The organism is Streptococcus mitis, from assembly GCF_002005545.1.
GTDB lineage: Bacteria > Bacillota > Bacilli > Lactobacillales > Streptococcaceae > Streptococcus > Streptococcus mitis_I.
This window is the reverse complement of the sequence record NZ_LBMT01000001.1, coordinates 856,563-881,815: the sequence shown is the minus strand read 5'-3', so window position 1 is coordinate 881,815 and position 25,253 is coordinate 856,563. Positions and strand designations below refer to the sequence as shown.

24 protein-coding genes, 1 pseudogene, 1 riboswitch and 2 other annotated features are annotated in these 25,253 nt (G+C 43.6%); of the genes and pseudogenes, 7 read left to right on the top strand and 18 right to left on the bottom strand.

All coding sequences use genetic code 11. The annotated features are described in order from the left end of the window. Positions 1-92 precede the first annotated feature (92 nt). Positions 93-191 (top strand): annotated as a pseudogene (locus QS39_RS10740) (prepilin peptidase); the annotation flags it as partial. Here QS39_RS10740 and trpA read toward each other — a convergent pair. From trpA to QS39_RS04565, 14 genes are all read right to left on the bottom strand, one after another. Continuing rightward, positions 163-939, bottom strand: coding sequence for a tryptophan synthase subunit alpha (gene trpA / locus QS39_RS04630; protein ID WP_077804758.1), 777 nt, complete (start codon positions 937-939; stop codon positions 163-165). The pseudogene QS39_RS10740 and the gene trpA sit on opposite strands and share 29 nt — an antisense overlap. Then, positions 932-2,155, bottom strand: coding sequence for a tryptophan synthase subunit beta (gene trpB, locus QS39_RS04625; protein WP_050252727.1), 1,224 nt, complete (start codon positions 2,153-2,155; stop codon positions 932-934). The genes trpA and trpB (QS39_RS04625) overlap by 8 nt, the downstream gene beginning before the upstream one ends. Further along, entirely contained in the window at positions 2,133-2,732 is a 600-nt protein-coding gene (locus QS39_RS04620; protein WP_180375004.1) for a phosphoribosylanthranilate isomerase, read from the bottom strand. Before QS39_RS04620 ends, trpB (QS39_RS04625) begins: the two co-directional genes overlap by 23 nt. Further along, complete coding sequence (gene trpC / locus QS39_RS04615; RefSeq protein ID WP_077804756.1) at positions 2,719-3,486, bottom strand: indole-3-glycerol phosphate synthase TrpC; 768 nt, start codon at positions 3,484-3,486, stop codon at positions 2,719-2,721. Before trpC ends, QS39_RS04620 begins: the two co-directional genes overlap by 14 nt. Beyond that, entirely contained in the window at positions 3,483-4,487 is a 1,005-nt protein-coding gene (trpD, locus tag QS39_RS04610) for an anthranilate phosphoribosyltransferase (protein WP_077804755.1), read from the bottom strand. Before trpD ends, trpC begins: the two co-directional genes overlap by 4 nt. Before the next feature lie 10 nt (positions 4,488-4,497). After that, positions 4,498-5,064: an aminodeoxychorismate/anthranilate synthase component II gene (locus QS39_RS04605; protein WP_070842873.1), complete on the bottom strand. Its 567-nt coding sequence runs from the start codon at positions 5,062-5,064 to the stop codon at positions 4,498-4,500. Continuing rightward, positions 5,061-6,422: an anthranilate synthase component I gene (gene trpE, locus QS39_RS04600; RefSeq protein ID WP_077804754.1), complete on the bottom strand. Its 1,362-nt coding sequence runs from the start codon at positions 6,420-6,422 to the stop codon at positions 5,061-5,063. The genes QS39_RS04605 and trpE overlap by 4 nt, the downstream gene beginning before the upstream one ends. 482 nt (positions 6,423-6,904) lie before the next feature. Continuing rightward, positions 6,905-7,130 (bottom strand) — a binding site (T-box leader). Then, complete coding sequence (trpB, locus tag QS39_RS04595; RefSeq protein ID WP_004262199.1) at positions 7,127-8,305, bottom strand: tryptophan synthase subunit beta; 1,179 nt, start codon at positions 8,303-8,305, stop codon at positions 7,127-7,129. It overlaps the preceding feature by 4 nt. Before the next feature lie 163 nt (positions 8,306-8,468). Continuing rightward, positions 8,469-8,698: a binding site (T-box leader), on the bottom strand. A gap of 34 nt (positions 8,699-8,732) precedes the next feature. Further along, positions 8,733-9,962 carry a DegT/DnrJ/EryC1/StrS family aminotransferase gene (locus QS39_RS04590; protein WP_180375003.1) on the bottom strand — a complete coding sequence of 410 codons (1,230 nt, stop codon included), beginning with the start codon at positions 9,960-9,962 and terminating at the stop codon, positions 8,733-8,735. A 42-nt stretch (positions 9,963-10,004) separates the two neighbouring features. Next, on the bottom strand, positions 10,005-10,697 hold the full coding sequence (locus tag QS39_RS04585; RefSeq protein ID WP_077804752.1) for a sugar transferase: 693 nt from the start codon (positions 10,695-10,697) through the stop codon (positions 10,005-10,007). A gap of 130 nt (positions 10,698-10,827) precedes the next feature. After that, complete coding sequence (locus QS39_RS04580) at positions 10,828-12,570, bottom strand: ABC transporter ATP-binding protein (protein WP_077804751.1); 1,743 nt, start codon at positions 12,568-12,570, stop codon at positions 10,828-10,830. Continuing rightward, entirely contained in the window at positions 12,560-14,305 is a 1,746-nt protein-coding gene (locus tag QS39_RS04575) for an ABC transporter ATP-binding protein (RefSeq protein ID WP_077804750.1), read from the bottom strand. Before QS39_RS04575 ends, QS39_RS04580 begins: the two co-directional genes overlap by 11 nt. Before the next feature lie 54 nt (positions 14,306-14,359). Next, positions 14,360-14,995 (bottom strand): DUF421 domain-containing protein, encoded by a 636-nt coding sequence (locus QS39_RS04570; RefSeq protein WP_000174458.1) that lies wholly within the window; start codon positions 14,993-14,995, stop codon positions 14,360-14,362. After that, positions 14,992-15,447: a DUF3290 family protein gene (locus QS39_RS04565; RefSeq protein WP_000675343.1), complete on the bottom strand. Its 456-nt coding sequence runs from the start codon at positions 15,445-15,447 to the stop codon at positions 14,992-14,994. Before QS39_RS04565 ends, QS39_RS04570 begins: the two co-directional genes overlap by 4 nt. Positions 15,448-15,580: 133 nt before the next feature. Between QS39_RS04565 and QS39_RS04560 the strand changes: the two genes are divergently transcribed. The 4 genes from QS39_RS04560 (at position 15,581) to QS39_RS04545 (ending at position 19,212) form a co-directional block, all read left to right on the top strand. After that, positions 15,581-16,408 carry an exodeoxyribonuclease III gene (locus QS39_RS04560; RefSeq protein WP_077805519.1) on the top strand — a complete coding sequence of 276 codons (828 nt, stop codon included), beginning with the start codon at positions 15,581-15,583 and terminating at the stop codon, positions 16,406-16,408. Between the two features lie 11 nt (positions 16,409-16,419). Beyond that, positions 16,420-16,806, top strand: a complete 387-nt coding sequence (locus tag QS39_RS04555; RefSeq protein ID WP_077804749.1) for a bleomycin resistance protein — start codon at positions 16,420-16,422, stop codon at positions 16,804-16,806. A gap of 337 nt (positions 16,807-17,143) precedes the next feature. Continuing rightward, a riboswitch (purine riboswitch) is annotated at positions 17,144-17,239 on the top strand. 129 nt (positions 17,240-17,368) lie between these two features. Beyond that, on the top strand, positions 17,369-17,950 hold the full coding sequence (locus QS39_RS04550) for a xanthine phosphoribosyltransferase (RefSeq protein ID WP_077804748.1): 582 nt from the start codon (positions 17,369-17,371) through the stop codon (positions 17,948-17,950). Beyond that, positions 17,950-19,212: a nucleobase:cation symporter-2 family protein gene (locus tag QS39_RS04545; RefSeq protein ID WP_077804747.1), complete on the top strand. Its 1,263-nt coding sequence runs from the start codon at positions 17,950-17,952 to the stop codon at positions 19,210-19,212. The genes QS39_RS04550 and QS39_RS04545 overlap by 1 nt, the downstream gene beginning before the upstream one ends. 29 nt (positions 19,213-19,241) lie before the next feature. On the opposite strand, the gene QS39_RS04540 is transcribed toward QS39_RS04545, so the two are convergent. From QS39_RS04540 to QS39_RS04530, 3 genes are all read right to left on the bottom strand, one after another. Further along, positions 19,242-19,646: a PaaI family thioesterase gene (locus tag QS39_RS04540; RefSeq protein WP_000651223.1), complete on the bottom strand. Its 405-nt coding sequence runs from the start codon at positions 19,644-19,646 to the stop codon at positions 19,242-19,244. 69 nt (positions 19,647-19,715) lie between these two features. Beyond that, positions 19,716-21,197 (bottom strand): UDP-glucose--hexose-1-phosphate uridylyltransferase, encoded by a 1,482-nt coding sequence (locus QS39_RS04535; protein WP_077805518.1) that lies wholly within the window; start codon positions 21,195-21,197, stop codon positions 19,716-19,718. Between the two features lie 18 nt (positions 21,198-21,215). Continuing rightward, positions 21,216-22,394, bottom strand: coding sequence for a galactokinase (locus tag QS39_RS04530; RefSeq protein WP_077804746.1), 1,179 nt, complete (start codon positions 22,392-22,394; stop codon positions 21,216-21,218). Positions 22,395-22,558: 164 nt separating this feature from the next. Here QS39_RS04530 and galR point away from each other — a divergent pair, with 164 nt between their 5' ends. Continuing rightward, on the top strand, positions 22,559-23,563 hold the full coding sequence (gene galR, locus QS39_RS04525) for a DNA-binding transcriptional regulator GalR (protein WP_077804745.1): 1,005 nt from the start codon (positions 22,559-22,561) through the stop codon (positions 23,561-23,563). A gap of 61 nt (positions 23,564-23,624) precedes the next feature. Here galR and QS39_RS04520 read toward each other — a convergent pair whose 3' ends face one another. Further along, complete coding sequence (locus QS39_RS04520; protein ID WP_180375002.1) at positions 23,625-24,482, bottom strand: cation diffusion facilitator family transporter; 858 nt, start codon at positions 24,480-24,482, stop codon at positions 23,625-23,627. 132 nt (positions 24,483-24,614) lie between these two features. On the opposite strand from QS39_RS04520, the gene QS39_RS04515 reads away from it, so the two are divergent. Continuing rightward, positions 24,615-25,151, top strand: coding sequence for a TetR/AcrR family transcriptional regulator (locus QS39_RS04515; protein ID WP_033676414.1), 537 nt, complete (start codon positions 24,615-24,617; stop codon positions 25,149-25,151). Positions 25,152-25,253 lie beyond the last annotated feature (102 nt).

Genomic DNA, 25,253 nt, shown 5'->3' with positions numbered 1-25,253 from the left:
ATTATATCATTTTCTTAAAGAAATTACTACAATAATTAGCTTTTTCTTAAAGTTATATATTAGAGTAATTTAGCAAATGATATCTAAAACCAGCCTTTCTCCTGCAAAAGAAAAAGGAAAGACTTCCTTTCGTGCCTTTCCTCTTACTCGCTGCTTGTTTGATTATTTTTGGTAAGCTACTGCTTGTTTGATAAAGTCCTGAATCGGCTCTCCTTCATGGAGAGCTTTTACGATTTTTGAACCGACGATAACGCCATCTGACACCGCATTGAAGCGTTCTACATCGGCTTGACTAGATACGCCAAAACCTGTCAAGACTGGGATATCGGCCACTTGATGCAATTGTGCCAAGTGCTTGTCCAAGTCTGCACGGTAATTGCCAGATTTCCCTGTCACCCCATTGATGGCAACGGCATAGACGAATCCTTCTGCCCCATCAATCAACTCTTTCTGGCGCTCAATTCCTGTCGTCAAACTAACTAGGGGAATCAAGGCGATATCTGTATCTACCAAAAATGGTTCTACAAAGTTGGCATGCTCATGGGGTAGGTCTGGAATAATCAAGCCCTTAACCGCTGTATCTGCCAAATCTTTGACAAAGTTCTCCACACCGTACTGAAAGAGGGGGTTGAAGTAGGTCATAATGACCAGTGGAATCTCTGTTTCAATGGTTTTCAAGGTTTCAACCAAAGTCTGGGTAGAGGTCCCGTGGGCTAAACTGCGCAAGCCAGCTTCTTCGATAACAGGTCCATCTGCGACAGGATCTGAAAAGGGAATGCCCACTTCAATTGCAGAGACACCCAAATCTTCTAAAAAGTGGATTGTTTCAGCAAGACCATCCAAACCTTTTTCGTGGTCACCAGCCATGATATAGGGAACGAAAATTCCTTTTCCAACTGCTTTAATAGCATTTAATTTTTCTGTTAGTGTCTTAGGCATGAGCTTCTCCCTTCTTTGCTGCATCTGCTTCCAAGCGGTCCTTGACTTGAACCACATCCTTGTCCCCACGACCTGATAGGCAGACAATCATAGACTTTTCTGGTCCAAGTTCTTTGGCCAATTTCACCGCAAAAGCAATGGCATGACTCGATTCCAAGGCTGGGATAATCCCTTCCACACGAGACAAGAGTTGGAATCCTTCCAAGGCTTCTTCGTCTGTCACAGGGACATAGCTGGCACGTTTGATATCGTGGTAGTGAGAATGTTCTGGACCGATACCAGGATAGTCCAAACCTGCTGAGATAGAGAAGGCTTCAAGAATTTGACCATGAGCATCTTGGAGCACATCCATGAGGGAACCGTGAAGGACACCCGGACGACCCTTGGTCAAGGTAGCTGCGTGGTGCTCTGTGTCTACACCAAGTCCAGCTGCTTCAGCCCCATACATAGCTACAGACTCATCTTCTACAAAGGGATGGAAGAGGCCGATAGCATTAGAACCACCACCAACACAGGCTACTAGGGCATCTGGCAAATCTTGACCTGTCAAGTCACGGTACTGTTGTTTAGCTTCTCTACCGATGACACTTTGGAAGTCACGAACGATTTCTGGGAATGGATGAGGTCCCAAGGCAGAACCAAGGATATAGTGGGTATCATCGATATTAGCTACCCATGAACGAAGGGCTGCATTAACCGCATCCTTGAGCACGCGCGAACCGTCTGTCACTGCCTCGACCTTGGCTCCCAAAAGCTCCATACGGAACACATTGAGGGCTTGGCGTTTGACATCTTCCTCACCCATGTAGATAGTACATTCCATGTTAAAGAGGGCCGCAGCTGTTGCAGTTGCCACACCGTGCTGGCCAGCACCTGTTTCAGCGATAATTTTCTTTTTACCCATGCGTTTGGCAAGCAAAACTTGTCCCAAGGCATTGTTAATCTTGTGAGCCCCTGTATGGTTGAGGTCTTCACGTTTGAGATAAATCTTGGCTCCGCCAATATGCTGGGTCAAGTTTTTTGCGTAGTAAAGGGGAGTTTCACGTCCTACATACTGGCGCAAAAGTTGGTTTAATTCCTCTTGGAAACTTGGGTCTGCCTGACTTTCACGGTAGGCCTTCTCCAACTCCAAAACTGCTGTCATCAATGTTTCTGGGACGAAACGTCCACCGAATTTTCCGTAAAATCCATCTTTATTTGGTTCTTGATATGCCATTCTTTACCCTCTCTATAAATCTTCTAATCTTTTCATGATCTTTTTGTCCATCTGTCTCCACTCCGCTTGATACATCTACTGCATAAGGAGTAAAGTGTTGAATTGCTTTTACTACATTGTCTTTATTAAGCCCACCTGCGATAAAGAAAGGCTGAGTTAGTCCAATCGTATCCAGTTGAGCCCAGTCAAAGGGTTGACCACTCCCAGCCACAGGGGCATCAAAGAGTAGATAGTCTGCCTGAGAATTGGGCACATGACCCTCTCCATCCACCTGCACAGCCTGAATACTGACACAAGGCAAATTCTCAAACAAATCATCTGCCACCTGACCGTGAACTTGAACCAAGTCCAAGCCAACGTTGTCAATCGTTTCTAGCAGTTCTGCCCGACTTGGTGAAACAAACACACCAACCTTTTTGACATCTGCAGGAATAAGCTTTGCCAGCTCAGCAGCCTCTTCCAAAGTCACCTGTCTTTTACTAGGTGCGAAGACAAAACCGATGTAGTCTGCTCCTGCTGATACGGCTGTTTCCACCGCTTCTTTGGTCGATAGTCCGCAAATTTTAACCTTTGTCAATCTGCAACTCCTTGATTCTCTGGGCAACATCTTCTGCCTGCATAAGAGCTGTCCCTACTAAAATTCCGTTAAAGTATGGTGCTACTCTTTCCGCATCCTGCCCTGTGAAAATAGCAGATTCAGAAATGTACAAGCAATCATCTTTGAAATGTTTAGCCAAATCTACACTGGTCTGCAAGTCAACTTCAAAGGTGGTCAAGTTGCGGTTATTAACCCCGATAATCTCAGCACCAAGTCTATGAGCTACCTCTAGTTCAGCTAGATTGTGAGTTTCCACTAAAACTTCCAGACCAAGCTCTGTCGCGTAGTCATACAGTTCCTTGAGTCGTTCTTCTGACAAGGCAGCCACAATGAGCAGGATGACTGTCGCACCTGCATTGCGAGCGCGAATGATTTGCTTTTCATCGATGATAAAGTCCTTGTTGAGCGTCGGAATCTGTACCTGACTGGAAATCTCCCGTAGATAATCCAAATGCCCTTTAAAGAAAACCTCATCTGTCAACACCGAAATCATCACTGCTCCGTTCGCTTCATAAGTCTGGGCCTGTTGCACAATATCCACATCGAGATTGATATCTCCCAAACTAGGGCTAGCCTTCTTGACCTCAGCGATTACCTGCAAACGGTCTTGGTGTTGTTTTAGATAGTCAGCCAAGCGATAGGTCTGGCGCAGGGGCTGAATTTGCTCCATCTCCATCTGCTCCACCTCACGCGCCTTCTGCTCCAAAATTCGTGCTAAAAATTCCTGACTCATTTTTGGTACTCCTGTAACAGTCTGAGTTTTTCAAGGGCCTTGCCACTAGCAATGACTTGACGGGCCAAGGCAACTCCTTCCTTGATACTAGCTACCTTACCATTGGCATAGAAACCAAGACCAGCATTTAAAACTGTCGTTTCCAAGAATGGACTTGGTTCGTTCTTGAGAACGCTGAGCAAAATTTCTGCATTTTCCTGAGCATTGCCTCCACGAATATCTTCGATAGCGTAGCGTTCCATTCCCAAATCCTCTGGAGTAAAGCTTGACAAGGTGATTTCGCCATTTTCCAGAAGAGCAATCTTGGTTGTTCCATTCAAGCCAGCTTCATCCAGTCCTTCTGGCCCAGCAACAACGATGGCACGCTTGCGACCCATATTTTTCAAAACCTGAGCTGTACTATCTAGAAGTTCTGGACGACTAATTCCAAGAAGCTGTGTTTCCAAAGCCATTGGGTGAATCAGTGGACCAGTCAAGTTCATGATCGTTGGAATTCCCAATTCCAAACGAGCTGGCATGATGTATTTCATAGCTGGGTGCATATTTTTAGCGAAGAGAAAGACGATTCCAGTTTTATCAAAGACCTTACCTAGTTCAGCTGGTTTGAGGTCTAGGTTGATGCCCAAGGCTTCAAGGACATCTGCAGAACCAGATTTAGAAGAAATTGAGCGGTTACCGTGTTTTGCCATATGAACACCGCCACCAGCCAAGACAAAAGCTGCAGTTGTCGAAATGTTAAAGCTGAAAGACTTGTCCCCACCTGTACCACAGTTGTCCATGGCATCATGAATCTCAGTTGGAATATGTTGGGCATGCCCTCTCATGACTTGGGCAATGGCTGTGCGTTCTTCAGGTGTTTCCCCCTTCATCTTAAGAGCCAAAAGGAGAGAAGCAATTTGCGCTTCCGTTACACGCCCAGTTACGATACGCTCAATGACATCCGTCATTTCCACACCTGATAAATTTTCAAATTTTGCTAGTTTTTCAATAATCTCTTTCATCCTAGTTTCCTCACTTTACAACCTTCTCGATAAAATTCCGAATAGAAGACAAGCCATCTGGCGTTCCAATGCTCTCTGGATGGTACTGGAAGCCATAAATCGGTAGGTTTTTATGTTGAATCCCCATGATGGCTTGGTCATCAGTCGAACGAGCTGTCACTTCAAAGTTTTCTGGCATTTCTTCAATCAAAATACTGTGGTAACGCATGACCGCACGGCCATCTTCGATACCTTGATACAAAACAGATGGCGCTTCAAAGCTGATATTACTCTGTTTCCCATGCATGACTTTTGGAGCCAAACCTAACTTACCACCAAAGACTTCTGCAATGGCTTGGTGGCCCAAACAAATCCCTAAAATCGGCTTCTTGCCAGCAAAATCACGAATCATGTCTTCCATCTTTCCAGCATCAACTGGCCAACCAGGACCAGGAGAAAAGACCAGACCATCTGCTTTTTCAGCTTCTTCATACAGCTTGGGATCATCATTTCTCAAGACCTGTACCTCTGCAAAATTCCCAATGTATTGGGCCAAGTTATAGGTAAAAGAATCATAGTTGTCAATCAATAAAATCATGGTCTTAGTTCTCCAATTCTAGTCATAGATTTAGCCTTGTTAATGGTCTCTTGGTATTCGTTTTGGGCGATGGAGTCGTAGACAATCCCTGCCCCAGCCTGCACATAGGCTGTTTGATTTTTGAGAATCATGGTTCGGATGGCAATGGCAAAGTCCATATCACCCGTCGCAGACAAGTAGCCGATTGCTCCTGCGTATACACCCCGTTTTTCTGTTTCCAGTTCATAGATACGTCTCATTGCTCGAATCTTTGGTGCTCCTGACACTGTTCCAGCTGGAAGTGTTGATTTCAAGGCATCCATGGCAGTGAGTTCTGGAAGCAAACGCCCCTTGACCACACTGGTCAAATGCATGACATAGCGGAAGAGCTCCACTTCCATATACTTAGTGACTTGGACACTGGCCGTTTCAGAGATGCGACCAATATCATTACGACCCAAGTCTACTAACATTCGATGCTCTGCTGTTTCCTTCTCATCCGAAAGCAGGTCTGTCGCCAAATCCTTGTCTTCTTCATCCGTAGCGCCTCTTGGTCGTGTACCTGCAATTGGATTGGTTGTCACGATGCCATTTTTGACAGAAACCAAACTTTCTGGACTGGCACCGATGATTTGATAATCCCCAAAATCATAGAAATAAAGGTAATTAGAAGGATTAGTCACGCGGAGATTTCTGTAGAAGTCAAATGGATTTCCAGTCACTTCTGCTGAGAAGCGTTGACTAAGTACACATTGGAACATATCGCCATTACGAATCAAGTCACGAGCGGTTTCCACCATTTCCTCAAACTTCTGAGGAGCAATATGGGGTTTGAAGTCTAACGGAGATAAATCCAAGTCTTCAAATTCATTTGGAGCAGGAATGCGTAATTCCTCAAGCACTTGGTTCAAGGCTTCTTCCAAGTTTTCTTGACTACGCTCACTATAGAGAGCATCCTCGATGACATGGATTTTTTCCTTCTTGTGGTCAAAGACCATGTAACTCTCATAGACAAAGAAATGCATGTCTGGCGTTCCAATTGTATCTTCAGGAATTTGACCAATTTCTTCATAAAGCGAAATCATATCATAACCCACAAAACCAATGGCTCCCCCACCAAAAGGTAGATCTGAATGGTGCTGGCTCTTATGAGTCACTTCATAAAGGAAATCCAAGGGATCACGATCAATCACTTGACCATTTTGATAAAGGACTCCATTTTCAAACTTAATCTCAAAAACTGGATTATAGGCTAAGATAGAAAAACGAGCTGTTTCCTTATCTCTCGGAATACTTTCTAAAATAACCTTGTGTTGCCCCTTTAGGCGCATATATGCCAATATTGGTGATAAGACATCTCCATGAATGATTCGTTCCATTGTAATTTCCCTTTCAGTTCCTTATTTTTAATTTTTTATCTTTTTCTATTTCCCTTAAATAGTGCGGACGGGAGGTAAAATTATCCAGTGGATGATTTTAGAAATCCATGAAATGAAAGACCTAATTTTTGAGCTCCTCGCTCATTCATTTCTAGGCTCAGGCTAAAATAGTTCCCCGAACTATTTTACTCTCAAAAATTCCGTCCTATAGAAGCATATTTGCTTCTATAGGATACCACTATGGCGGGAAATATCTTTTAAAAGCTCACTTCGTTCGCAAATTTTTTGTAGCAATCTATTTAATATAGTTAAATGAAATAAAAACTGAACAAATTGATTGCGGAATTCAAGCTAATTTCTAGCAATGTTTTAGAAAACTCGGTGGACTATTTCGGATTCAATCTACTATAATGAACAATAATTTAAAACTAAACAGCTGAACCTATAATAGACATATAAAAATCCCCACGCAAAATAACTTGCGTGAGGACGAAATTCGCGGTGCCACCTCAATTATAGGATTTCTCCTATCTCTCATTCCTGTCTCAGAAACCTCCTGTAACAGGTTGTGCGATAAAGGGCACCCCCTTGAGAATTATGTTTTCTTCTCTCGTTTCAGATGGACCCAACCTTACAGCTTTCTCTGCTTGTTTCCAGCAACCACAAGCTCTCTGTGAGAGAAAAGACTGTAATTTTTCCATCTATTATTTTTTAGCTTCTAGGTAGTCCGCAATCGCAGCTACGTCCTTGTCTCCACGGCCAGAGACATTAATGATGATAATGTCGTCTTTACTTAGTTTCGGTGCACGTTTAACTGCTTCTGCGATAGCGTGTGAGCTTTCAATCGCTGGGATAATTCCTTCAGTCTTGCTGAGGAGGAGCAAGGCTTGAACAGCTTCTTCGTCTGTTGCAGCCACATATTCCACGCGACCTGAATCTTTGAAGTAGGCGTGTTCTGGGCCAACCCCTGGATAGTCCAATCCAGCTGAGATAGAGTAAACTGGAGCTAGCTCTCCATCTTCCTTAAAGACTGCATAGGTCTTCATGCCGTCGACAATTCCGATACTACCTTTTGTCATAGTAGCTGCGTGCTTGTCTGTGTCAAGTCCATGACCTGCAGCTTCGACCCCAACCAATTTAACTTCTTCATCAGCCACATACTGAGAAAAAGCACCAATAGCATTAGAACCACCACCTACACAGGCAATAACGTAGTCTGGTAAACGACCTTCTTTTTCTAAGATTTGACGGCGAGATTCTTCACTGATGACCTTTTGGAACTCATGAACAATGGTTGGATATGGGTGAGGTCCCACAGCAGATCCCAGAACATAAAAGGCTTCAAGGTCATTCATCCATGCTCCAAAGGCTGCATCAACAGCATCTTTGAGGGTACGAGTCCCTGTTTCAACTGCGTGAACAGTTGCTCCCATCATCTCCATACGGAAAACATTGAGACGTTGACGCTCCACATCCTCTGCCCCCATGTAGACATCACAGGCCATACCAAACTTGGCTGCAGCCGCTGCTGTCGCAACACCGTGCTGACCAGCTCCTGTTTCCGCAATCACTCGTTTTTTGCCCATACGTTTGGCCAGAAGAATTTGCCCTAAAACGTTGTTGAGCTTGTGAGAACCAAGGTGGTTAAGGTCTTCACGTTTGAGATAAATCTTAGCTCCACCTAGGTGTTCTGTCAAACTTTCCGCAAAATAGAGCGGTGTTTCGCGACCTGAATAATCCTTCAAGTAATGACGAAATTCTGCCAAAAACTCTGGATCATCCTTGTACTTGTCAAATGTCACTTCCAACTCATCTAGCAAAGCCTGAATCGGCTCCGGTACAAAACTACCACCAAATTGTCCAAAATAACCTTTAGTTGTCATAAAATTTTTCCTCTTTCCATATTAATCCGGCCTTTTTGTTTGCTTTTAGTAGTAGGCAAGGAGCTGCAGATAGAACTCAAGTTCATCAAAGCGACTTAACGCCCTAATAAAAGATAAACAAAACGACGGATAGAAAAAAGCCCACACACAGAATATACTTCCATGTGAGGGCGTTGGTAACGCGGTGCCACCTCAATTATAAAGGGACTATCCCTTTACATCTCTGCCTTGTCTAACAACAAGTTGCACTGTAAGGTGTGCGCACCGAATTTTCATTGTTTCAAATTCATTTTTAAAATCAGCCCACTTTCACTACTTCCAACCACCTGTTCACAATCACCACAGGCTCCCTGAAGATCAAAAATAGTTACTTTTCTGATTTGTTGAATTTATTTTAATACTTTGTTTTTTCTTTGTCAAGACTTTTTTACAATTTTTTTGATGAAGCTAGTACTTTTTCAGAAACTGTTTTGAAAGTCTCAATGATATAGTCTACTTCTTCGTCTGTTAATTTCGTGTGAAGTGGCAGTGTAATTTCGTTTACAAAGAAGGCATAAGCTCGCGGATAATCTGCCATGTCAAACCCAAGATTCTTGTAGGCTGTCAAAAGCGGAAGTGGTTTGTAGTGAACGTTACTTGCGATTCCTGCCTTGGCCAATTCTTGAATAATTTGGTTACGTTGTTCGAGACTTGCTCCTTCTACATGGGTAATGTAAAGGTGACGACAAGATTCAACAGTATCTGTCTCATGAGCCAATGGGTGAATACGAGTTCCCGCAAATCCATGGTCATAGCGAGTTACGATTTCTTTACGACGTTGAAGCAAGCCAGGATAACGATCTAGCTGAACTAGACCAAGTGAAGCCATGATATCTGTCATGTTGCACTTGTAGGCTGGTGTGACGATATCGTATTCCCATGAACCCAGTTGCATCTTGGCTAGGGCATCCTTAGTTTGCCCGTGAAGGGAAAGGATTTGGAATTCCTTGTACATCTCTTCGTCGTCAATCGCTGGATTAGATTTCCAAGTGGCACTTCCACCTTCTGCCGTTGTAAAGTTCTTAACCGCATGGAAAGAGAATGAAGTAAAGTCAGCGATAGAACCAGCTGGTTGTTCTTTATAAGTAGATCCCAAAGCATGGGCACTATCAGAGACAATCACAATACGGTTAAAGGCCTTTTGCCACTTGCTTGAAGCGGTAAAGAGGTCACGTTTCTTTTCCACAACTTGGAACAAACGGTCATAGTCGCAAACAATCCCCGCAAGCTCAACCGGAATAATCACCTTAGTCTTTTCAGTAATGGCTTGCTCCAGCAGGTCATAATCCATCTCAAACGTATCTGCTTGGATATCCACCATGACAGGGGTCGCCCCTACATGAGTGATAACACTACATGAAGCTGTATAGGTCATGGCTGGAACGATGACTTCATCACCAGGTCCCACTTCCAAAACGCGCAAAATCAACTCAAGAGCGGCAGTCGCAGAGTTGAGGCAGACAGTCTTAGGCGTCTGTGTGTATTGGGACAAGCGACGCTCCAGTTCTTTTGTCTTAGGACCTGTTGTGATCCAACCAGAACGCAGAGTGTCTGCTACTTCAGCAATTTCTGCTTCCGTAATATCGGGTGGTGAAAATGGAATATTGTAATTTGGCATTGATTTGCTCCTTTTATCTGTACTCATTTTCTTATGACTACTTTATTTTAACACTTCAAACACGGTTTGAAACATGATTTTGATGTCTCCAAGGAAACTAAACTCTCGGAGATAGGCGAGGTTATAGCGCATCTTTTCAGGAAGAACATGCTCTACATAGGCTTGGTCAACTGACAAGCCTTTCTCCGTCATTTGACTGATGATGGTGTCCTCATCCTTGTAGTTGATGCTGGCTGGAGAAGTAATTCCTGCTGGCAAAAGCAAGGTCGCCATCATTTCAGGGCTATACTGCTCTGTGTAACGTGGCACTTCAGGTCTTGTCCCAACAAAGGACATCTCACCTTTAAGGACATTGATCAACTGAGGCAGTTCATCCAAACGCACACGGCGGATAAAATTGCCAACCTTGGTAATGCGACTATCGTTAGCAGAAGTCACCAAACTTCCTTTTTTGTCTGCATCCGTCACCATGGTACGGAACTTCCAAATCTTGAACCGACGGTTGTACTGGGTCACGCGCTCTTGCTTGTAAATAACTGGCCCCTTGCTATCCAACTTAATCCAAATGCTCAAGATCAGAAAGATGGGAGAGGTTAGAACTAGTAAGACCAAGGCTAGAACCCAGTCCAAGCAACGCTTGAAAATCAGCGAACCCTTCCTTTTAGAGACAAGCTGGTAGTAAGACTCAACCTCGCTTGATTTCATTTCCACGGGCAAGTCTTCCCATTTCAGCATGCTGTTTCTCCTTTGTTTTTATTATACTATTTGTCAACATTTTTCATTATACCACAAAATGGAAAAGGCGGTGAAAGAAATCTGTAATTTGAAGGATTTCCTTCTTACACTCAATGAAAATCAACGAGTATTAGGCCATGGCTCCTGCCTGCAAGCTATACATCTTGTGATAGGTTCCTCCCAAGGCCAAGAGTTCTTCATGAGTTCCGCTCTCGATAATGCGCCCCTTGTCCAAAACATAGATACAGTTGGCATCTTGGATGGTAGAAAGGCGGTGAGCGATGGCAATGGTTGTCCGTCCCTGTCTCATCTTAGCCAGAGAAGCTTGAACCAAACTTTCTGTTTCAGAGTCAATATTGGCTGTCGCTTCATCCAAAATCAGGATTTTAGGCTGACTGGCGACTGTTCTAGCAAAGGCAAGAAGCTGACGCTGACCAGTAGAGAAGCTCGAACCACGCTCAGACACAGGTGCATCATATCCCTGAGGAAGTTCTTGAATAAAGGAATCTGCATCCACGAAAGTTGCCGCAGCCTGAACCTGCTCATCACTGATTTCTTGGTACATGGCGATATTGGACTTGATTGTTCCATGATAGAGGAAGGGATCCTGCAAGACCAGACCGATGTTTTTTCTCAACTCTTCCTGACTGTAGTTCCTGATATCCACATCATCCAAGAGAACTCGCCCTGACTGGAATTCATAAAAGCGCATAAGGACATTGATAATAGACGATTTCCCAGAACCTGTATGACCCACAAAAGCTATGGTTTCACCCTTGTTAACAGAGAAAGAAATATCATCCAGAATCTGATGTTTACCGTCATATGAGAAACACACATGTTCAAAACGGATATTGCCTTCTTGGACTTTGGATTGCACATTTTTTTGAAGAGGCTCATAGGTCGTCTCGTCAATCAAGGCAAAGACACGGCCAGCAGACACCATAGACGTTTGAAGGGTTGAAAAGTTTTGCGTCACCTCAATCAGGGGATCAAAGAGACGATTGATATACTGGATAAAGGCATACATGGTTCCTGCCGTTATCCCGATAGAAAGGCCACGGTAGCCAAAATAGGCCATTAGAACTGCATATCCTAGGAGTTTAAGCAAACTCATGGCAGGGCGCAAAAAAAGGGCATCCAAGGCTACAGAACGGTTGGCAAAGACCAAGTGTTCTTGGTTGATTTCATCAAACTCTGACTGTAGACGTTTCTCTTGATTAAAGGCCTGGATAATCCTGATTCCTTCGATGTTTTCGGCCAGCTTACTATTGATATCTGACAAGAGACTTCTGGTTTTCTCAATGATTTTCACTGATTTTTTCCGATAGAGATTGACCAAAAGGAAAATCAAGGGGAGAAAGAGCAAGACTAAAGCAGTCAAACGAAAATCCAGCACCAACATAGTATAAAGAGTTGTCAGAAAGATGAAAACTGCTGAGATAAAGCTGGATAAAATTCCCGAAAACATATCACTAATGGTCTCGGTATCATTTGTCAAACGAGAGACAATCGAGCCTGCTGGTGTCTTGTCAAAATAAGACATGCCCAGCTTCTCCATATTGTCAAAGGCATCCCGACGAATATCCCTAACAATACTGTAGGACACCCTCGCAAAAAGAAGATTGCCGACATACTGGACCAGAGTTTGTAGGATATAAAGGCCATAATAGACCAGCAAAACGGTCACAGCGAGTTGGTTGAGATTGCTGAGATACTGGTCGATAAAGTGGGAAGCCACAAGGGGAATGACACTTTTAATGATCGTAGTCGCTAGGAGAAAACTGAGGGCCAAAAAGGTCAGGAGTCCATAAGGCTTGAGATAAGACATCAAGCGCTTCAATACAGTCCATTGTTCTTTCTTATTCTGCATCTTCTTCTCCCTTCATTTCCAGCTGCTGAGACTGGTAGGTTTGGGCATACCAGCCATCCAAAGCTAGCAAGTCTTCGTGCCTGCCTCGTTCGATGATTTGACCATTTTGCAGGACTAAAATCAAATCTGCATGAACAACCGCACTGAGGCGATGGGCTGTGATAATGGTTGTTTTGTCCTTTCGCGTCTCCTTGAGGTTGTCGATAATCGCATACTCCGTCTTGGCATCCACGGCTGACAAAGAATCATCCAAAATCAAGATATCAGGGTCTAAAATCATCGCCCGACTCATGGCCAGACGCTGCTTTTGACCACCAGAAAGACTGACTCCCTTTTCACCAATCAGCGTATCAAATCCCTGAGGCATGGCTACAATGTCTTGGTAAACTTGGGCTAGCTTGGTCGCTTCCTCGACCGCTGAAAGTGGTAAATCAGGATTCCCAAAGCGGATATTGTCTAAGATTGAAGTCGCAAAGAGGAACTGGTCTTGAGGAACATAGCCCATAAGACTACGAAGATCTGTCAGACGATAGTCCCGAATATCGTGACCGTTTAGGTAAATGGTACCCTTATCCACATCGTATTCACGCAAGAGGAGCTTGAGCAAGGACGTTTTCCCAGAGCCTGTCTGCCCGACCAAGCCCAGAGTCTGCCCTTTTTCTAAACTAAAGTGAATATCCGTCAGTGTTTCCTCATTTTCAAAGGCAAAGCTGTCAATAGCGTACTCCAAACGCCCATTTTCGATACCATCTAAAGGAAACTCAGGGTCTTGTACAGGTGATTCCTGAGACAAAAGTTCCTCAATCCGCTGATAGGAAACCTTCCCTCGCTGAGTAATATTAAAGAGGAAACCGATGGCCATAAGAGGCCAAACCAGCATATCCAAGTAGCTGATAAAGGTAACTAGATTCCCAACCGTGATTTGCTCTTTCTGAACCATCAAGGAGCCGACCAAGAGCGTTAAAACATAGGAGGAACCAACAAATAAGAGAACCATAGGGTCAAAGAGACTATCGTATTTCATGGTTTGGAGGTTCTTTTGGAAGGTCAATTCATTGACTGCCTGAAAGGACTTCAACTCGTCCGCCTGATACCCGAAAGACTTGGTCACTTTAATACCTGATACAGACTCCTGCACCTTGTTATTGAGTTCAGAAAAGGCAGCCTGTGATTCGCCAAAAGCCTTGTGGGTCTTTCTCCCTAGACGACTGGTCGCATAAGCCATGAAAGGTAAGGGTAAAATGGCAACTAGGGTCATTTGCCACGAAATGCTAAAGAGCATGGTCAGCAAGGTCACCAAAGCCGTGATAGACGCATCAACTGCAGACATAACACCGCCCCCTGCCAGACGAGTCAAGGCATTGATATCGTTGGTTGCGTGCGCCATCAGGTCCCCCGTCCGATAGGTCTGATAAAAGGCTGGAGACATCTTTGTGAAATGCTCAAATAATCGAGAGCGCATAATCTGTCCCAAACGGTAGGAAGTCCCAAGGATATACATACGCCAAACATAGCGCAGATAGTACATCCCAAAGGCTGCAAGAAGCAAGTAAAATAGGGCAAGAAGGAGGTCCTGCTGGGTTAATTGCCCCGATGTGATGGCATCAATGACCCTCCCCATAACCATTGGGGGAATGAGGTTGAGGACGGAAACCAAGACCAGAGCCACAATCCCGACTAAATAACGGCGTTTTTCTAACTTGAAAAACCACCAAAGTTTTTGAATAATGGACATAACATCCCTTTCTGATTGCAAATAGAAACCTGAGGCCAAGACCCCAGGTTTTTCTTATTCATAGGTTACGACTGTGACCGCACCCTTGTCATACTCAGCGATAAAGATATTGGCTACATTGTCATGCCCTTGCTTGCTGAGGTTATCAAGCAACCACTCTTCGTTACGACCAATCGACTCCAAAACATCGACTTGTATCACACCGTCAGTCACAACTGGATACTTAGGATTTTCATCTCCCATTTGGACCACGATGAGTTGGCCATTTTGCTCCTGCACAGCGCGTTTGACCTGCTTCATCTGGAAAATCCCTTGGCTACGAAGCTTGAGGGCTACTTCCGCTGCAGACAAACCAACTGAACGACAGGCTTCTGGGTCAATCTGACCATTTTTGATGAGGAGAGTTGGCTTACCATCAATCAAGCGTTTGACAAAATGAACATTGTTACTAAGCCACTTGAGGGTCAAAACCAAAATCGTCCACATCATCAAAATCACTGCGTACTGGAGAATGCTAATAGAACTATTGTAAATCACCCCACCGATAATACCACCGAGAACATAGTTCTGAATTTGGTCTGTCGCAGAGTTAGGTGCTAGGTTCCCCTTTCCTGTCACATTGATAACAAAAACAAGCGAGAAAAGACCCAAGGCCAGTTTGATTAAAATTTCCATATAATTGAGTGTCATTTGTTTACCTCCACCAATTCAATAGCGTCTGTTTGATGCAATTCTAATTTCTCTAAAAGATACTTGTCTGGTTGGCTCCCGTTCATGGCACGATAGAAATTTGAACCTACCTTGATAAGTGCTCCATCAGTGGCTGCAGAAGTATTGACATAAACTTCTGATTTATCCACTCCCAAGTCTTTGGAAACAACCTCTATGAAATGAAGTGAAGTTTGAAATTGGTTGTTAGAGGCTTGATTGGTCTGGTATTTTGAGATTGTCACCAAAAGCATGGCCACCAAGGTCAAGGCCAAAATCATGACCAATTCCCGAAACTTAGTCCCCTTTTTATCTCGATAGGCTTTAAAAGCAAAAAATCCTGTGATAGCTAGGAGCACAATCCCAAAGCCAATCATCATTCCATTTTGCTGACTGATTTGGCTAAGTACATAGTCATATGAGTAAAATTTCATTTATTTTCACTCCCTTTCATAAAATCATTCTTAATTATAAACGAAAGAGAGTGATTTTTCAAGCCATACGTTGGGGAAATGGACCTTTTTTTGGTATAATAAAATCTATAATCTGAATGAAAAAGGTAACTTTATGAAACTTATCTCATGGAATATTGATTCCCTCAATGCTGCCCTAACTAGTGACTCAGCTCGTGCCAAATTGTCCCAAGAAGTCCTACAAACCTTGGTCGCTGAAAATGCTGATATCATTGCTATCCAAGAAACCAAGCTTTCTGCCAAAGGGCCTACAAAGAAACACTTGGAAATTTTAGAAGAACTCTTCCCAGGCTACGAAAACACGTGGCGCTCTTCTCAAGAGCCCGCCCGCAAAGGCTACGCTGGTACCATGTTCCTCTATAAGAAAGAACTCACACCCACTGTCACTTTCCCAGAAATCGGTGCCCCTTCTACCATGGACTTGGAAGGTCGTATCATCACTCTAGAATTTGATAAATTTTTCGTGACCCAAGTTTACACTCCAAACGCTGGAGACGGCCTCAAACGCTTGGAAGAACGCCAAGTCTGGGATGTCAAATATGCTGAATACTTGGCTCAACTAGACAAAGAAAAACCAGTCCTTGCGACCGGTGACTACAATGTAGCCCACAATGAAATCGACCTTGCAAATCCTGCCAGCAACCGCCGTTCACCTGGATTTACCGACGAGGAACGTGCTGGATTTACCAACCTCTTGGCAACTGGATTTACGGACACCTTCCGCCACATTCACGGCGATGTTCCAGAACGCTACACTTGGTGGGCACAGCGCAGCAAGACTTCTAAAATCAACAATACAGGCTGGAGAATCGACTACTGGCTGACAAGCAACCGCGTGGCTGACAAGGTGACCAAGTCTGATATGATTGACTCCGGTGCGCGCCAAGACCATACACCGATTGTATTGGAAATTAAACTTTAAGGATTTTCACTATGAACTACAATGCAGTTATTCCCGAGTTTGTTGTAAGTGATTTAGAACAGTCCCGCTCCTTCTACTGCGACTTACTCGGTTTTAGGATTGAATACCAACGGCCAGAAGAAAACTTTCTCTTTCTTTCTCTTGAAGAATGCCAGCTAATGCTAGAGGAAGGAACCCCCGAGGAACTGGCTAACCTTACCTACCCTTTCGGACGCGGTGTCAATATTTCCTTTGGCATTGCAGATGTTCCTCAGCTCCACCAAAAACTGCTGGAAGCTGACTATCCTATCCATCGTCCCCTGACAAAAAGAGAATTTCGAGTAGGAGATAGCTTTATATATCCCCATGAATTTGCGATTTTGGATCCAGATGGCTATTTTTTAAGATTTAGCGAGTAGAATAATAAAAATTGGGAAAAAGTCTTTAAAGTTAGAAAGGCATATTATCAAGTCTTGAAAAATCTTGATAATATGTCTTTTATGATGAAAAAATCTTCTAATACTCTTCGAAAATCAAATTCAAACCACGTCAGCGTTGCCTTACCGTACTCAAGTACAGCCTGCGGCTAGCTTCCTACTTTGCTCTTTGATTTTCATTGAGTACAAATGTTAGCTTACAATTGAAAATTTGTCTATTTTTCTTCATTTTGTTCGCTTTTAAAACCAAAACACTAACGAAATATTTGATTTTTAAAGTTTTTTGGTGTAAAATAAAAACATTGGCACAAGCCTATTTGAAATTGAATATCGTTTTACTTGTTTATGTCGTGAATTGGCACGACGTTTCTACAAGGTGCCGGAACACCTAACAATAAGTAAGTCAGCAGTGAGGTATGGTCGTTTTTGCCATGCCTATTTTGGGGACTTGCTTAGAGATTAAGTAGGTCTTTTTTCTATCCGTTTTACTGGGTAGAAATCTGAAACAAGCAAATGGATTGGCTTTTAGACTTTAGGAGGTCTTATGAAATTATTAGAAGAGCGTATCCTCAAGGATGGGCATATCTTGGGTGACAACATCCTCAAGGTGGATTCCTTTTTAACCCACCAAGTTGACTTTAGCTTGATGCGAGAGATTGGTAAGGTTTTTGCGGAAAAATTTGCTGCTGCTGGTATTACCAAAGTCGTGACCATTGAAGCGTCAGGTATTGCCCCAGCCATTTTTACAGCTGAAGCCTTAAACGTTCCCATGATTTTCGCTAAAAAAGCTAAAAACATCACTATGAATGAAGGCATTTTAACTGCCGAAGTTTACTCCTTTACCAAGCAGGTAACCAGCACCGTTTCTATCGCTGGAAAATTCCTCTCACCAGAGGACAAGGTTTTGATTATCGACGACTTCCTTGCTAATGGCCAAGCTGCTAAAGGCTTGATTCAAATCATCGAACAGGCTGGTGCCACAGTCGAAGCTATCGGTATTGTGATTGAAAAATCCTTCCAAGATGGCCGTGATTTGCTTGAAAAAGCAGGCTACCCTGTTCTATCACTCGCTCGTTTGGCTCGTTTTGAAAATGGTCAAGTCGTATTTAAGGAGGCAGATCTCTAATGCAAACTCAAGAAAAACACTCGCAAGCAGCCGTTCTTGGCTTGCAGCACTTACTAGCCATGTACTCAGGATCCATCCTGGTTCCCATCATGATTGCGACAGCCCTTGGCTATTCGGCTGAGCAGTTAACCTACCTGATTTCTACAGATATCTTCATGTGTGGGGTGGCAACCTTCCTCCAACTCCAACTCAACAAATACTTTGGTATTGGACTCCCAGTCGTTCTAGGAGTTGCTTTCCAGTCGGTCGCTCCCTTGATTATGATTGGGCAAAGCCATGGTAGTGGCGCTATGTTTGGTGCCCTTATCGCATCAGGGATTTACGTGGTTCTTGTTTCAGGCATTTTCTCAAAAGTAGCCAATCTCTTCCCATCTATCGTAACAGGATCTGTTATTACTACGATTGGTTTAACCTTGATTCCTGTCGCTATTGGAAATATGGGAAATAACGTTCCAGAGCCAACTGGTCAAAGTCTCTTGCTTGCCGCTATTACTGTTCTGATTATCCTCTTGATTAACATCTTTACCAAAGGATTTATCAAGTCTATCTCTATTTTGATTGGTTTGGTTGTTGGAACTGCTATTGCTGCTAGCATGGGCTTGGTTGACTTCTCTCCTGTTGCGGCAGCACCACTTGTCCATGTCCCAACTCCACTCTACTTTGGGATGCCAACCTTTGAAATCTCATCTATTGTCATGATGTGTATCATCGCAACAGTGTCTATGGTTGAGTCTACTGGTGTTTATCTAGCCTTGTCTGATATCACAAAAAATCCAATCGACAGCACGCGTCTTCGCAACGGTTACCGCGCAGAAGGTTTGGCCGTACTTCTCGGAGGAATCTTTAACACCTTCCCTTACACAGGATTTTCACAAAACGTTGGTTTGGTTAAATTATCAGGTATCAAGACTCGCCTGCCAATCTACTACGCAGCTGGTTTCCTGGTTCTCCTTGGACTCCTTCCTAAGTTTGGTGCCCTTGCCCAAATCATTCCGAGTCCTGTCCTCGGTGGTGCCATGCTGGTGATGTTTGGTTTTGTATCTATTCAAGGGATGCAAATCCTCGCTCGTGTTGACTTTGCTAATAATGAACATAACTTTCTTATCGCAGCAGTTTCAATCGCTGCAGGTGTCGGACTCAACAACAGTAATCTCTTCATCAGCATGCCGACAGCCTTCCAAATGTTCTTCTCAAACGGAATCGTCGTAGCCAGCCTACTCGCCATTGTCCTCAATGCCGTATTAAATCATAAAAAGAAATAAGAAAAAGAGGTGTACGCCTCTTTTTTATGTTATATCCTCACCTGTCTGTCTTCTGACCGCTGACCTGTGACAAACATGGTGAAGGTTGCTTTGCAGACGTTTCTGCCTTCTTGATTGGTGATATCCACATCCACTACACAGGTTGTGCGACCTTGATGGACACATTCTCCTTTAATGGTCAGCACATCGTCGAGTTTTCCTGCTTTGAGGTAGTTGATAGAAGATTGGAGTGTCACTCCATCAAGTCCCAGAGATATGACCACCAAACCACTGATTTGGTCACAGAGTGTGAAAAGATAACCACCATGGGCATTGCCATAGTAGTTGAGCGACGAGTCCACTACTTTTGTCGTTACTACAACGTGACCATCTCTCATTTGTTCAATTTCGTAATTTTCAAAGGCAGATATAGCGTCAAAATGAAAATCTTTCATCGTTTCCTCCTGATATTTCAAACGACACTATGATACTACTTTTTATAGGACTGTGCAAGGAGAAAGCTCCTAGTCTGGTAAAATTCCTACCTGCTCCACAAAGCGCATAAAGGCTGCCTGTCCTTGTTCCGTCTGCTTGTAGACTCCTGCATCCTCAAGTACACGCGCAAAGATAGCACCCACAGAGTCCTTGACGATTTCAAGGGCTTTTTCTTTATCTGTTAGATCTGGATATTGGGCTCTGAGTTGGTCTGCCCATTCCTGATGATAGTCGGCAACTGCATCACCATCTCCCACGAGATAGCTAGCGACTTGCTCCACTTCTTCTTTCAGACGTGGTGGCAAGATTGCCAAGCCCATGACCTCAATCAAGCCGATATTTTCTTTCTTGATATGTTGGACATCCTTGTGGGGATGATAGATGCCATCAGGATGTTCTGGTGATGTTTGATTATCTCGTAAAACCAAGTCCAACTCAAACTGTCCATCGCGTTTACGGGCAATAGGTGTAATTGTATGATGCGGTATCCCGTCTGTTTCTGCCAAGACTTGCACACTTAAATCTGAGTATTGGCGCCATTCCTGCAAAATCTTGTCAGCTAAGTTGATCAAATCTTCTTTGGAATCCGAAGTCAAACGCAACACTGACATTGGCCACTTGACAATCCCAGCCTTAACCTGCTCAAAACCAGCAAATCGGAAGGTCTCTTGCAAGGGAGCCAATTCCATAGGAAATACGTGTCGGCCGCCCTGATAGTGGTCATGAGTCAGAATAGAGCCCCCCACAATCGGCAGGTCGGCATTAGAGCCAGCAAAATATCCTGGAAACTGCTCTACGATAGCCAGCAAACGTTCAAAACTCTGACGACTAATGGCCATGGGACGATGCCGGCCATCTAAGAAAATACAGTGCTCATTAAAATAAGCATAAGGAGAATACTGGAAGCCCCACTCCTGACCAGCCATTTCAAAACGGATAATCCGGTGATTGCTGCGAGCTGGGTGGTTGATTCGACCATGGTAGCCCTCATTCTCTAGACAAAGCTGACACTGAGGATAATTACTAGCTTGCACCAACTTGGCTGCCGCAATCTCTTTGGGATCCTTTTCAGGCTTAGAGAGGTTGATGGTAATTTCAAGTTCACCGTAATCAGACGGAACACGATAAGCGATATTTTTAGCAATGGCCTTGAGTTTGATGTAGTCATTTTTCTGGCTAAGTTGGTAAAAATCCTCTATCGCTTGCTCAGGAGATTGGGCATAGGTTTCCCAAAAGTCACGATTGACCTGACTCGGACAAGGGGTCACCAAGTCCATCAATTCAGCACCAAGGATTTCACGCGCAGTCTGACTATCCTCAATCGTCTCTAATCGAACGGCTTCCTCAACCAACTGGTCCTTGAGGTCAATCACTTTATCCAGATTGGTCTCAACTTCCAAAACACCATCTCCCACTCGTGCCAAGACACTATTGGTCAGGTAGATTCGATCCATTTCCTCAAATGAACTTTCAGAAATAACATGTGTTACAAATTTATCTACTAAGGTCACCATAAAGCCTCCTTTTGACTAGTCAAGGACGCGAGTGCCACCTGCAACTTCAGCGATATAGAAGCTTGGAGCGTAGCCAACTACTTCCTCGTAGTATTTGCCAACAGCTTCCTTAAAGGCATCAACAGCATCTTTTTGCACCAAAGCAATGGCACAGCCGCCAAAACCTGCTCCTGTCATACGAGCACCGAGAACACCTTCTTGAGCCCAAGCTGTATGAACAAGAGTATCCAATTCCAAGCCAGTTACTTCATAATCATGCTCCAGAGAAACGTGAGAAGCATTCATCAAGCGGCCAAATGTTTCCAAATCACCTGCTTGAAGGGCTGCTTGAGCTTTGAGGGTACGTTGGTTTTCAAGCACAGCATGGCGAGCACGTTTCAAACGATTTTCATCTTTAATCAAATAGCTATATTGGTCAAAGTCCCACTCATCCAATTCACCCAAGGTCTGAATATCTAAGGCAACTTGCAACTCTTCCACTGCTTTTTCACACTCAGCACGACGTTCATTGTATTTAGAGTCCGCCAATTCACGGCGTTTGTTAGTGTTCATGATAACAACGACATTGTCCTTCAAATCAAGTGGCACCAAGTCGTATTCTAAAGTATTGGTATCTAGGTAAATTGCACGTTGGTCAGCTCCCATACCGATGGCAAACTGGTCCATAATGCCAGAGTTGACTCCGATAAAGTTATTTTCTGTTTGTTTTCCAATTTTAACCAAATCGAGACGGTCTAATTTTAAGTCAAAGAGATGCTCTGCCACAACCCCTGTCAAAAGTTCCAAGGATGCTGAAGAAGATAAGCCAGCTCCATTTGGAATATTCCCAAAGACATAAAAATCAAAACCTTTGTCAATCACATGTCCAGCTTCTTGCAAGAAACGAAGGACACCTTTTGGATAGTTGGTCCAGTTATGCTCCTTTTCAAACTTGAGGTCAGCTAAAGGTACTTCGATAATGCCCTTGTCCTCAAAGTTAGCTGAGTAGAAACGTAAAACTTGGTCGTCACGCTTACGAGCTGCACCGTAAGTTCCCAAGGAAATAGCAGCAGGAAAAACGTGCCCACCGTTGTAGTCTGTGTGCTCACCAATCAAGTTGATACGACCTGGTGAAAAGAAGGTTTGGTCTGCTTCTTGACCAAAAACAGCAAGAAAGTCTTTACGAAGAGCTTCAGCAGTAAGATGTTGTGTCATATGATTTCTCCTTTTACTGTCCGTTAAGTCACCTTAACGTGTAATCGTTTTCTTCTATTGTATCCAAGGCTTTTCCCAAGGTCAATCCTTTTTACTAAAATTTTACTAAACTATCGGTAAAAAGAAGAAAAATATGATATACTAACTTACAAGAAGGAGGATTTATGGCTACCTTAAAAGACATTGCACAGCTAGCCTCTGTCTCTATCTCGACCGTATCCCGTGTCCTCAACCGCGACCAGAGCCTATCTGTTACAGAAGAAACCAGACACCGTATTTTAACTGTTGCTGAAGAGTTGGACTACACTAAGCACCTCAAGACAGGCGAGTCCCACAAACCCAAGCAAAAGATTGCCATTATCCAATGGGTCAGCGAACAAGGGGAGCTGGACGACCTCTACTACTACCAGATTCGCCTAGGCATAGAAAAAAGAGCCCAAGAGTTGGACTATGATATCTTGCGCTATTTTAATGACCATCCTTTTACACTGAGCGAGGAAGTCATCGGGATTCTCTGCATCGGAAAGTTTAGCCGAGCTCAGATTTCCACCTTTGAGGAATACCAAAAGCCTCTTGTCTTTCTAGATAGTGATACTCTTTCACTAGGACACACCTGTATTATCACGGACTTTTATACTGCCATGAAACAGGTTGTCGATTATTTCCTCAGTCAAGGGATGAACCGTATCGGGATTCTAACAGGGCTTGAGGAAACAACCGATCAAGAAGAAATCATTGAGGATAAGCGGCTGGAAAATTTTAGGAACTACAGCCAAACAAAAGGGATCTATCATGATGAACTGGTCTTTCAAGGAAGCTTTACCGCCCAGTCTGGCTATGACTTAATGAAAGAGGCTATTCAGAGTTTGGGAGACCAACTGCCACCTGCCTTTTTTGCAGCTAGCGATAGTTTAGCCATCGGTGCCCTCCGTGCCCTCCAAGAAGCTGGAATCAGCCTACCAGACCGTGTCAGCCTCATTTCCTTTAACGACACCAGCCTGACCAAGCAAGTCTATCCTCCCCTCTCTAGCATCACCGTTTATACTGAGGAGATGGGTCGAGCAGGTATGGATATTCTTAACAAGGAAGTACTCCACGGTCGGAAAATCCCTAGCCTGACTATGCTGGGAACCAGACTGACTCTGAGAGAGAGTACAAAGAATGATTAGAATTACAAAACGACCGCTAGCAAGGCTGTTTCTCTAATAATCTCTATGATTCCGCTCCAACTCACACCTTTCGCTTATGTGCTTGGTGACTTTCTAGATCAACATCAACTTCAATGGTAATATTTTGAAAGCCACAATCTTTGAGGAAAATTCGAATAGATTCTTTACAAGTTTCCATATGCTCCATCTCTTTTAAACAAACATGGACAATGGCATTTTTTTCCAAACCATCCATAGTCCAGAGATTAAGCTGATTGATACTAGCGACATGATCCAATTCTGCTAAATCCGTCTTGATCTTCTGGATATCTACTCCTTCTGGCACTGCATCGAGGAATATCTTGAGCGTGCTCCAAAAACGTGGAAGGGTTTTTGACAGAATAAAGAAGGAAATAGCAATAGACAAGAGCGGATCCAAGATATACCAATCGGTAAATCGAAGAACAATGGCCATCAGGATGACAGCCACCCAACCCAAGGTATCTTCCAGAAAGTGCAGGCTGAGAATGGATTCGTTCTTGGTTTGTCCTTTGCGAATGACGAGACTCGCTAGCACATTGATAGTAATCGCAATAATTCCTAACCAGAAAATCCCCTCATCATTGACCGATTGTGGATGAAAGATTTTCGCTATATTTTCCAAAATCACTAGGATGGATCCTGTGATAAGAATCACAGCAGTCACCAGGGCCCCTAAAAGACTAAATCGCTTGTAACCCAAGGTGTAATGCCTATCTTCTTCACGATTGGAGATTGTTTCTAGAAGGGCTGATATGCCAATGGCTATAGCATCTCCCAAGTCATGAACAGAATCAGCGAGAACGGCACTCGAACCAAATATTCCTCCTGCGATAAACTCAACAATAGCATAGCTTAAATTTAAGAAAAAAGCTATCCAAACAGTATATTTTGCCTTCATCTTTCTCATTCCTTTGTTATAATAGATTTATGAACACCTTGTTCATTATCATTATCCACTAAAACTCAAAGAAAGGATAGAAGCAAAAGGTCAGCTTTATTCAGTTCTGAACAATTTGCCTCAAGTGTCTATATGACTAAGATTGACCGCCGTATCAGCAAAACAAAAAAAGCCATCTTTCAAGCTTTTCTACAACTTTTGAACGATAAGGGCTACGAATCCACTACAGTTCAGGATATCATTGAACTCGCAGATGTTGGACGTTCCACCTTTTACTGTCACTATGAGAGCAAGGAACTACTTCTGGACGAGCTTTGCCGCTACCTCTTTCATCATCTCTTTGAAAGAGAGCAACCCATTTCAACTGAGGACTACCTCGCCCACCTCTTTCTTCATTTTCAGAAAAACCAAGACCATATCACCAGTCTGCTATTTTCCAAAAATGACTACTTCCTCCGTCAACTCCATAAAGAGCTAGAACACCATGTCTATCCCATGTTGGCTGATGAGTTAAAAGAAGCCCACACTAATCTGCCTACTTCTTACCTCCAACACTTGGTCGTGTCCAACTTTATCGAGACATTGACCTGGTGGCTCAAAAAAGGACAAGACTTTACATACCAGGAAGTTGTCCAGTTTTATCTAGACCTTCTCATTCCTAAAAATTGAATACAGAGTAGAGCTCAGTTGCCTTATTTCTAGGCTACTGAGTTTTTATCTTTTCAACAATCAAAAAAGCCCAGACAACATTGTCTGAGCGTTCTTCTATAT

Coding starts and splice junctions, on each gene's coding strand:
- trpA (WP_077804758.1), bottom strand. CDS start 939: ATGCCTAAGACACTAACAGAAAAATTAAATGCTATTAAAGCAGTTGGA.
- QS39_RS04605 (WP_070842873.1), bottom strand. CDS start 5,064: ATGATTTTATTGATTGACAACTATGATTCTTTTACCTATAACTTGGCC.
- trpD (WP_077804755.1), bottom strand. CDS start 4,487: ATGAAAGAGATTATTGAAAAACTAGCAAAATTTGAAAATTTATCAGGT.
- QS39_RS04570 (WP_000174458.1), bottom strand. CDS start 14,995: ATGACACTCAATTATATGGAAATTTTAATCAAACTGGCCTTGGGTCTT.
- QS39_RS04565 (WP_000675343.1), bottom strand. CDS start 15,447: ATGAAATTTTACTCATATGACTATGTACTTAGCCAAATCAGTCAGCAA.
- trpE (WP_077804754.1), bottom strand. CDS start 6,422: ATGGAACGAATCATTCATGGAGATGTCTTATCACCAATATTGGCATAT.
- QS39_RS04580 (WP_077804751.1), bottom strand. CDS start 12,570: ATGCAGAATAAGAAAGAACAATGGACTGTATTGAAGCGCTTGATGTCT.
- QS39_RS04560 (WP_077805519.1), top strand. CDS start 15,581: ATGAAACTTATCTCATGGAATATTGATTCCCTCAATGCTGCCCTAACT.
- QS39_RS04520 (WP_180375002.1), bottom strand. CDS start 24,482: ATGAAGGCAAAATATACTGTTTGGATAGCTTTTTTCTTAAATTTAAGC.
- QS39_RS04530 (WP_077804746.1), bottom strand. CDS start 22,394: ATGACACAACATCTTACTGCTGAAGCTCTTCGTAAAGACTTTCTTGCT.
- QS39_RS04585 (WP_077804752.1), bottom strand. CDS start 10,697: ATGCTGAAATGGGAAGACTTGCCCGTGGAAATGAAATCAAGCGAGGTT.
- QS39_RS04550 (WP_077804748.1), top strand. CDS start 17,369: ATGAAATTATTAGAAGAGCGTATCCTCAAGGATGGGCATATCTTGGGT.
- QS39_RS04590 (WP_180375003.1), bottom strand. CDS start 9,962: ATGCCAAATTACAATATTCCATTTTCACCACCCGATATTACGGAAGCA.
- trpC (WP_077804756.1), bottom strand. CDS start 3,486: ATGAGTCAGGAATTTTTAGCACGAATTTTGGAGCAGAAGGCGCGTGAG.
- QS39_RS04575 (WP_077804750.1), bottom strand. CDS start 14,305: ATGTCCATTATTCAAAAACTTTGGTGGTTTTTCAAGTTAGAAAAACGC.
- trpB (WP_004262199.1), bottom strand. CDS start 8,305: ATGACAACTAAAGGTTATTTTGGACAATTTGGTGGTAGTTTTGTACCG.
- galR (WP_077804745.1), top strand. CDS start 22,559: ATGGCTACCTTAAAAGACATTGCACAGCTAGCCTCTGTCTCTATCTCG.
- QS39_RS04555 (WP_077804749.1), top strand. CDS start 16,420: ATGAACTACAATGCAGTTATTCCCGAGTTTGTTGTAAGTGATTTAGAA.
- QS39_RS04540 (WP_000651223.1), bottom strand. CDS start 19,646: ATGAAAGATTTTCATTTTGACGCTATATCTGCCTTTGAAAATTACGAA.
- QS39_RS04545 (WP_077804747.1), top strand. CDS start 17,950: ATGCAAACTCAAGAAAAACACTCGCAAGCAGCCGTTCTTGGCTTGCAG.
- QS39_RS04515 (WP_033676414.1), top strand. CDS start 24,615: ATGACTAAGATTGACCGCCGTATCAGCAAAACAAAAAAAGCCATCTTT.
- trpB (WP_050252727.1), bottom strand. CDS start 2,155: ATGGCATATCAAGAACCAAATAAAGATGGATTTTACGGAAAATTCGGT.